The 7,051-nt window shown below is 50.2% G+C and carries 4 protein-coding genes and 1 pseudogene; all 5 read left to right on the forward strand.

The features are described from left to right. The first annotated feature begins 69 nt into the window (after window positions 1–69). Window positions 70–1,755, forward strand: a complete 1,686-nt coding sequence (locus Q0144_RS04500) for an anthranilate synthase component I family protein (RefSeq protein ID WP_298062075.1) — start codon at window positions 70–72, stop codon at window positions 1,753–1,755. A 316-nt stretch (window positions 1,756–2,071) separates the two neighbouring features. Continuing rightward, window positions 2,072–3,685, forward strand: a complete 1,614-nt coding sequence (gene trpD, locus Q0144_RS04505) for an anthranilate phosphoribosyltransferase (RefSeq protein WP_298062077.1) — start codon at window positions 2,072–2,074, stop codon at window positions 3,683–3,685. Then, window positions 3,686–4,807: a DNA adenine methylase gene (locus Q0144_RS04510; protein ID WP_298062079.1), complete on the forward strand. Its 1,122-nt coding sequence runs from the start codon at window positions 3,686–3,688 to the stop codon at window positions 4,805–4,807. Continuing rightward, complete coding sequence (locus Q0144_RS04515; protein ID WP_298062081.1) at window positions 4,791–6,587, forward strand: hypothetical protein; 1,797 nt, start codon at window positions 4,791–4,793, stop codon at window positions 6,585–6,587. Before Q0144_RS04510 ends, Q0144_RS04515 begins: the two co-directional genes overlap by 17 nt. A gap of 69 nt (window positions 6,588–6,656) precedes the next feature. Further along, window positions 6,657–7,051: pseudogene (locus Q0144_RS04520) on the forward strand (hypothetical protein); the annotation flags it as partial.

Here is a 7,051-nt window from a genome sequence, read left to right on the forward strand (position 1 = left end):
GGGCTCGCGCCGCCCGCTCAAATTTAAGCTAAGCAGCGTATAATGGCGCTAAAAATTCCAAGGACGAAAATGCTTTTAGAAGAGCCGCTTTTTTACTACCGCGAAATTTTAAAGACGCATCCGCAAAGCTACCTCGCAGAGGACGACGCTCAGGTCATAATCGGCATCGATTGCGATTATTTCGATGGATTTAAGATGAGTTTTGAGGCTTTGAGGCTTAAATTTGATGAGGTAAAAAGCGCAAAAGCGGGCGCGAGCGAGTTTAAAAACACAAACTTTGCGGGACTTTTCGGCGTTTTGGGCTACGACATCGTGCGCGCGTTTGAAAATATCGGCGCGCCGAAGCAGGCGCTGTATGACTTCCCGCCGTTTTTTTACGCCGATGCCGCAAACTATCTGCACTACGATAAAATCAGCAAAATTTACGATTTTTATGGCAAAGACGCCCAAATTTACGAAGACCTGCGCGAGCTTAGTTCGCAAACCTCGCAGCAAAGCGACGCCGAAGCGGCAGGCGCGCCGCAGAGCGCAGCAAGAACGGATGCCGCTATAAAAGGCGGATCGAAATCGCAAGGCGCGTCTGAGCCGGAGCCTCAGAAAAAAGAGCTTAAATTTAAAATTTTAACCGATCTGGGCGCCGAGGAGTCGCATTTTAGCGCGATGGTCGAAGCCGCAAAAGAAAAGATAAAAAGCGGCGACATTTTTCAGGTTGTGCTGGGCGAAATTTTAGAAATCGGTACGAATCTAGGCAGCTTGGAGTTTTACGAGCGACTCAAAAAGAATAATCCGAGCCCCTATATGTTTCACTTTCCGACGCCGTACGGCTGCGTCGCGGGCTCCAGTCCCGAGCTCATTATGGAGATCAAAAAGGATGAAATTTTCGTCGCTCCCATCGCGGGCACACGCAGCAGAGGCGCGAATGCCGAAGCGGACGCGGCGCTCGAGCGCGAGCTTTTAAGCGACGAAAAGGAGCTTGCGGAGCATCGGATGCTGATCGATCTAGCTCGCAACGACATCGGCAAATTCGCCGCGCCAGCCTCGGTGCGGGTGCAAAATGCGATGCGCGTTGTGCGCTACGAAAGCGTGATGCATATCGTAAGCGAGGTCTACGGCAGCAAGCCGCGCGGGGTAAGCGCGTTTGAGGTGCTTAGCACGATCTTTCCTGCGGGCACGCTAAGCGGTAGCCCGAAGATCCGCGCGATGCAGATCATAAACGAGCTGGAGCGCTACGAGCGCGGCATATACGGCGGCGGAATCGGGTTTTGGCGCTTTAGCGGCGACGTGATGCAGGCGATCTTGATTCGCTCGGCAATCTTTGTAAATCGCGACGGGCAAAATTCCTGCTCGAACGAGGACTTTAAACGAAATTCCGGTTTAAATTTAGACGCTGCTTGCGGCGAGGAGAAGTCCGAAGCGACGGAGCTTTGCGATTTCACAGCGCAAAAGAGTAGCGGCGAGGCGCAAAATTTACCGGCTCGCGCAAGCAAACGCGACGCGACGTTAAATTTAAAAGCTCGCGTAGGCGGCGGGGCGCTAAATTTAGAAGGCAAGCCGCATTTTAGCCGCGTGATGCGGTTTGAAGCTGCCAAATTTAACGCGGAGAATTTCGGCTGCGAAGGGCTAAGCAATCTCGTATTTATCGGAGCGGGCGCAGGTATCGTTTACGACAGCTCGCCAAAGAGCGAATACGTGGAGATCTGCAAAAAGCGCAAGAGCCCGCTCAAGGCGATCGAGGAGCTATGCGAGGAAGCTTAGACGCTTAAGCTTATCGGCTCAGACGCGCCGTTTGCTTCGGTGTGAGTTTGATTCGGCTAAATTTAAAGCGTATCGCTGCTAGGACGTTAAATTTAATGTCCTAGCTTCATTCGGCGCCGCAATGCCGAGATGCATATCGGCTGCAAAGCAGCGTAACGTCGCAGCTGATGTAGTAATGCCACAGCCGCGGGCGAAATTTTAAATTTAGCACGCAAGAGGCGCTAAAACGGCGCTAAATTTAGCCGCTGCAAAGCGGTTAAATTTAAACTATTTATAATTTTAAAGAGGCGCAAACGCCCTAAAAAAGGATAAAATTTTGATTTTAATGATAGATAATTACGACAGCTTCGTTTTTAATATTTATCAATACATTTTGGAGCTAAGCGACGAGGAGGTGCGCTACTTCCGCAACGACGAGGTAACGCTGCAGCAGGTGCGCGAGCTTGCCCCGTCGCACATAATCCTAAGCCCCGGGCCAAATCACCCAAAAGACAGCGGCGTCTGCCTGGATATTTTGCGCGCGGATTTGGATGTGCCGATTTTGGGCGTGTGCCTTGGGCATCAAGCGATCGGATATGCGGCGGGTGCGGAAATAAAGCAGCTGGAGGTGCCGCTACACGGCAAGAGCTCGTCGATAGAAATTTACGCAGATGGCGTGCTTTTTAGCGGGCTGCCGCGTAAATTTGAAGTGATGCGCTACCACTCGCTTTATGTGGATGAAGCTACATTGCCGCGCGAGTTTGAAATTTTAGCAAAGAGCGAAAACGACGGCGTAATCATGGCGATGAAGCACCGAAGCAAGCCTGTTTTCGGCATTCAATTTCATCCCGAGAGCTTTTTTACCCAATACGGCAAAAAGATCATCGAAAATTTCATCAATTACGGTAAAAAGATAATTTTAAAGGAGAAACTCGTGGTAAATTTCGCCCCGTTTATGTTGAAGCTACAAAAGGGCTTCCCACTAGATAGCGACGATTATGCGGTCATTTGCAAGGCGCTTTACGAGCAGGATTACGACATCGTGCAGCTTGCGGGGCTGCTCGTGCTAATCAGCGAAAAATCGCTCTACCCAAGCAGCCTTACGGCGCTCGTGCGCAGTATATTAAAATACTCGATCACCTACGACGATCCGAGCCCGATGTTTGACATCGTGGGCACGGGCGGCGATAGACTAAAGACGATAAATATCTCCACGACCGTGGCCTTTATCGCGGCAAGCTTCGGCGTGCGCGTCGCCAAGCACGGCAACCGCGCGATTACCAGCAGATCGGGCAGCTCCGATGCGCTGGACGCTCTGGGCGTGCCGCTACTTAGCGATCTGGCGCAGATTAGAGCGCTGTTAGATCGCACTGGGCTAGCGTTTTTTCACGCACCGTTTTTTCACAAGATCACCGCCGAGGTCAAAGAGGTTCGCAACCGCCTAAAAATCGGCACCGTCTTTAATATAATGGGGCCGCTGCTAAATCCGAATTTAAGCCTAAGCAATCAGATCGTAGGCAATTATCTGGAGGAAGTAAACGGGCTCATCGCCGAAACGCTGATGATCTTGGGGCGCAAGCACGCTCTGGTGGTGCACGGCATGGACGGCATGGACGAGATCAGCCTATGCGACGAAACGCTAATCCACGAGGTCAAGGACGGTAAAATTTTAGAATACCGCGTCAATCCCGAGCAGTTCGGCTTCGCTCGCGCATTTCACGGCGATATAGAGGGCGGCGACGGCGAGGCCAATGCCGGAACTTTAAAGCAAATTTTAAAAGGCGAGCTGAGCGGGCCAAAATTTGACATCGTCGTGCTAAACGCGATGTTTGCGCTATACTGCGCGGATGTCGTGTCAAGCCCTGCGGAGGCTAAGCCACTCATTTTAGAGGCGATCAAATCGGGCAAGACGTGGGAATTTTACGAAAACTACGTAGGGGCGAGAGCTTAGATGGCTAGCGGCGAAAAGAGGGAGTTTTTAAGCGAGCAACTCATCAGCTATCTGGGCAATAAGCGCTCGCTGCTAGCGCCGATCGAGCGTGCGATCTGCGAGATCAAGGCGGAGCTTGGGTGGGACAAGATCAGCTTCGCAGACGTCTTTAGCGGCAGCGGCATCGTCGCGCGCCTGGCCAAAGCGCACTCAAACCTCGTGATCGCAAACGATCTGGAGGGCTACTCGCGCGCGATAAACTCCTGCTATCTTTCAAATTTCAGCGACGAGCTGTGGCAGGATTTAACCGAGCTGCACGCTGAAATTTTAAGAAATTTTACGCCGAAGGAGAGCTTTTTTAGCGAGCTGTACGCGCCGAAGGACGATGAGTATATCAAAGCGGGCGAGCGCGCTTTTTACACGCGCCGAAACGCCCTGATTTTGGGCGGGCTTTGCGAGCAGATAAGCAAAATCCCGCAAGAATTTCGCGATTTTTTCACCGCGCCGCTACTTAGCGAGGCGAGCATCCACTCAAACACGGGCGGCGTTTTTAAGGGCTTTTACAAGGACAAAGCGGGCGTGGGCAAGTTCGGCGGCAGCGGCGAAAACGCGCTAGCTCGCATAATGGGCGAGATTTCTCTGCGCCTGCCCGTACTTTCAAATTTTGCCTGCAAAAGCGCGGTCTTTCAAGAGGACGCCGCGCGCTTTGCAAAGAGCGTACGCGAGCGCTTTTCGCAGCTTGACGTCGCGTATTTCGACCCCCCTTACAATCAGCACCCCTACGGCTCGAACTATTTCATGCTAAATTTGATCACGGATTTTATAAACGAGGGCAAGCGCCCAAATGCTGCGGGGCTTAGCAGAGTTTCTGGAATCCCCGCAGGCTGGAACCGCTCGGCTTACAACAAAAAATCAAGCGCTTCGGAGGAATTTTTCGCGCTGTTGGTGGAATTTCCGGCGAAATTTTTAATAATCTCTTTTAATTCCGAGGGCTTTATCTCTAAGGCGGAATTTTTAAAAAACCTCGCGCAAATCGGCTCCGTGCGCACGATAGAGATCCGCTATCCGACCTATCGCGCGAGCAGAAATTTAAGCGCGCGCGAGCTTTACGTGACTGAATTTTTATATGTCGTACAGAAGTAAGATCAAAATTTGCGGCATCAAAAGCGCCGCCGAAGCTCGCGCCGTGCTGGCGTGCAGCTCGGCTTTATGCGCAAATTTAGAGTGCGCGGACGGCGCCAAAAATTTACCGCAATCGGGTAGCGAGAGCTTAATAAAAAATTCTAATTTTTGCGGCGAAAATTCTGAGCGGAATTTTAATTCGGATGCCGAGAATTTTACGCGAAATTTCAATTCTGACGGCCAAAATTCCGCACAAAATTTTAATCAGGGCAGCGAGAATTTTACCTGCCGCGCACAAAATCATGCAAATTTTACGCCCGAGCAAAATTTTGATTGCGATAAAAATTTCAGTAGCGATTTGCGAAGCCAGGACGACGGCTCGGGCGTGCGGGTGGAATTTTTAGGCGTGATCTTTGTATCGAGCTCCAAACGCTGCGTCAGCGTAGAAACAGCGCGCGAGATTGCGCGTATCGCGCATGAAAACGGCGCAAAGTGCGTCGGAGTTTTTGCTTTGAGCTCTGAAAAACACAGCGCTGCGCCGCACGAGTGCGAAAATTTTAGCGGCAAAGCTCGCGGCGATGAAATTTGCGAAAATAAAATTTGCGCAGGCAAGGACGGCAGCGTAGAATTTAATGAAGCCGCGGAATTTTGCGAAAAGCAGCGCAATGATTTGAGTATAAATTTAAATACAAGCCGCGCCGCGCCTGCTTCAGTAAAGGATATGAATTCTGAAATTTTAGATGCGGAAGTCCTAAGCGAAGAGCAAATTTTAAAAATTTGCGAGGTTTGCGAGCTGGACTGCGCTCAAATTTACGGACGCATAAGTGCGGGCTTTAAAACGCGCCTCAACGCAGCGGGCGTCGAGGCGTGGCAGGTGCTAAGCATCGGCGCCGAAATGCCGCCGCTTGAGGGCTTGTGCTGTGATCGGATCTTATTCGACGCCAAAGGAGCGAGCCTGGGCGGTAACGGCGTGAGCTTCGATTGGGGTTTGCTGCGACATACAGGGCTTGGCTACGAAGGACAATACGACGCGGCGCGCGATGAAAAAAACTGCGCGGGCAGCGCAACTCAAAACATAGACGACACAAAATACGACTCGGCTAGCGGGCGCTGCAATACGCAAAATGATGCAGCAAGTAACGAAAAATACTACGTAGCGGGCACCGCTCAAAGCTCAGACGACGCAAGGAGCTATCTTAAACATAGCGCAATCTGTAGCGGATATAGTGAGGGGAATTTAAAGCGCGATAAAAACGGTAGCTGCAGTAATTCTTGCACGGAGCATAGCGAAAACGGAAATTTGAAGCTCAAGAGGGTAAGCGACGTGTGCTGTGCCTCTAATAGCAATGAAGCGAGCGAGCGCGCACATGATATTGTTCGATCGAGCAATACGAAACAAGAAGCGAGCGCCGATCGTCGCGCCGCAAAGAATGGCGATGAGTGCAAATTTAGTGTGTGTGCTACCGCTCGGCTGAGTGGTGTAAGACCCACAAGCGAAGGCGTCAATGATCAAGGCACGAGAGACTATGAGGTGGGCGCGCCAAATATTTCAAATGACGGCGGAGAAGTGGACAAGCTGGGTGCCACAAAAGATGATAGCGCGAATAAGCATGACGCTGCTGCTAAAGGCGGCACGATCTCTTTCATTCTTGCAGGCGGCATCGGCGCGCAAAATATACTTGAAGCGCTCGTGCTACGTCCTTATGCTATCGATCTAAACAGCCGTGTGGAGGACGCGCGAGGCATCAAAGATCCACAAAAAATTTGTGAAATTTTAAAAATCATAGATGCGCGAAGCTAAATCACGGCCTACTTTGCGTGCGAGCTTTATATTTGAAACAGAAATATGGCGCCTTAAAAAGGAGAAAAAATGCATAACGACGAGCTAGGCGCGAGTAAAGTGCGACAAAGCAAAGATCCAAAATCTTTCGCGTGGAGCAAAGATCATGGCGGGCGAAATTTTGCAAATCTAAATGAGCAAAAATCACAAAGCAACCGTTCTAGTGCCGCCGATAAATCATCATGGAATTTTCAACCAAACAGAGACTACGATAAAGATCCGATAGTAATCAAAAATTATGAAAAGTTTTTTGTTTATGCCCATCTTCTTGTATTTCTTCAGGTATCAGGTCTTCTAATATCTTTTATTTGGGATATTGTAGATTTTGGGCATATATATGTAGACGATTATTTAGAAGCCTGTATAATGATATTACTGATCGCCGTTATTACTTATATCTTTACCGCAATACGCAATAAACGCGA

Source organism: uncultured Campylobacter sp., assembly GCF_938045345.1.
In the GTDB taxonomy this organism is placed as follows: domain Bacteria; phylum Campylobacterota; class Campylobacteria; order Campylobacterales; family Campylobacteraceae; genus Campylobacter_B.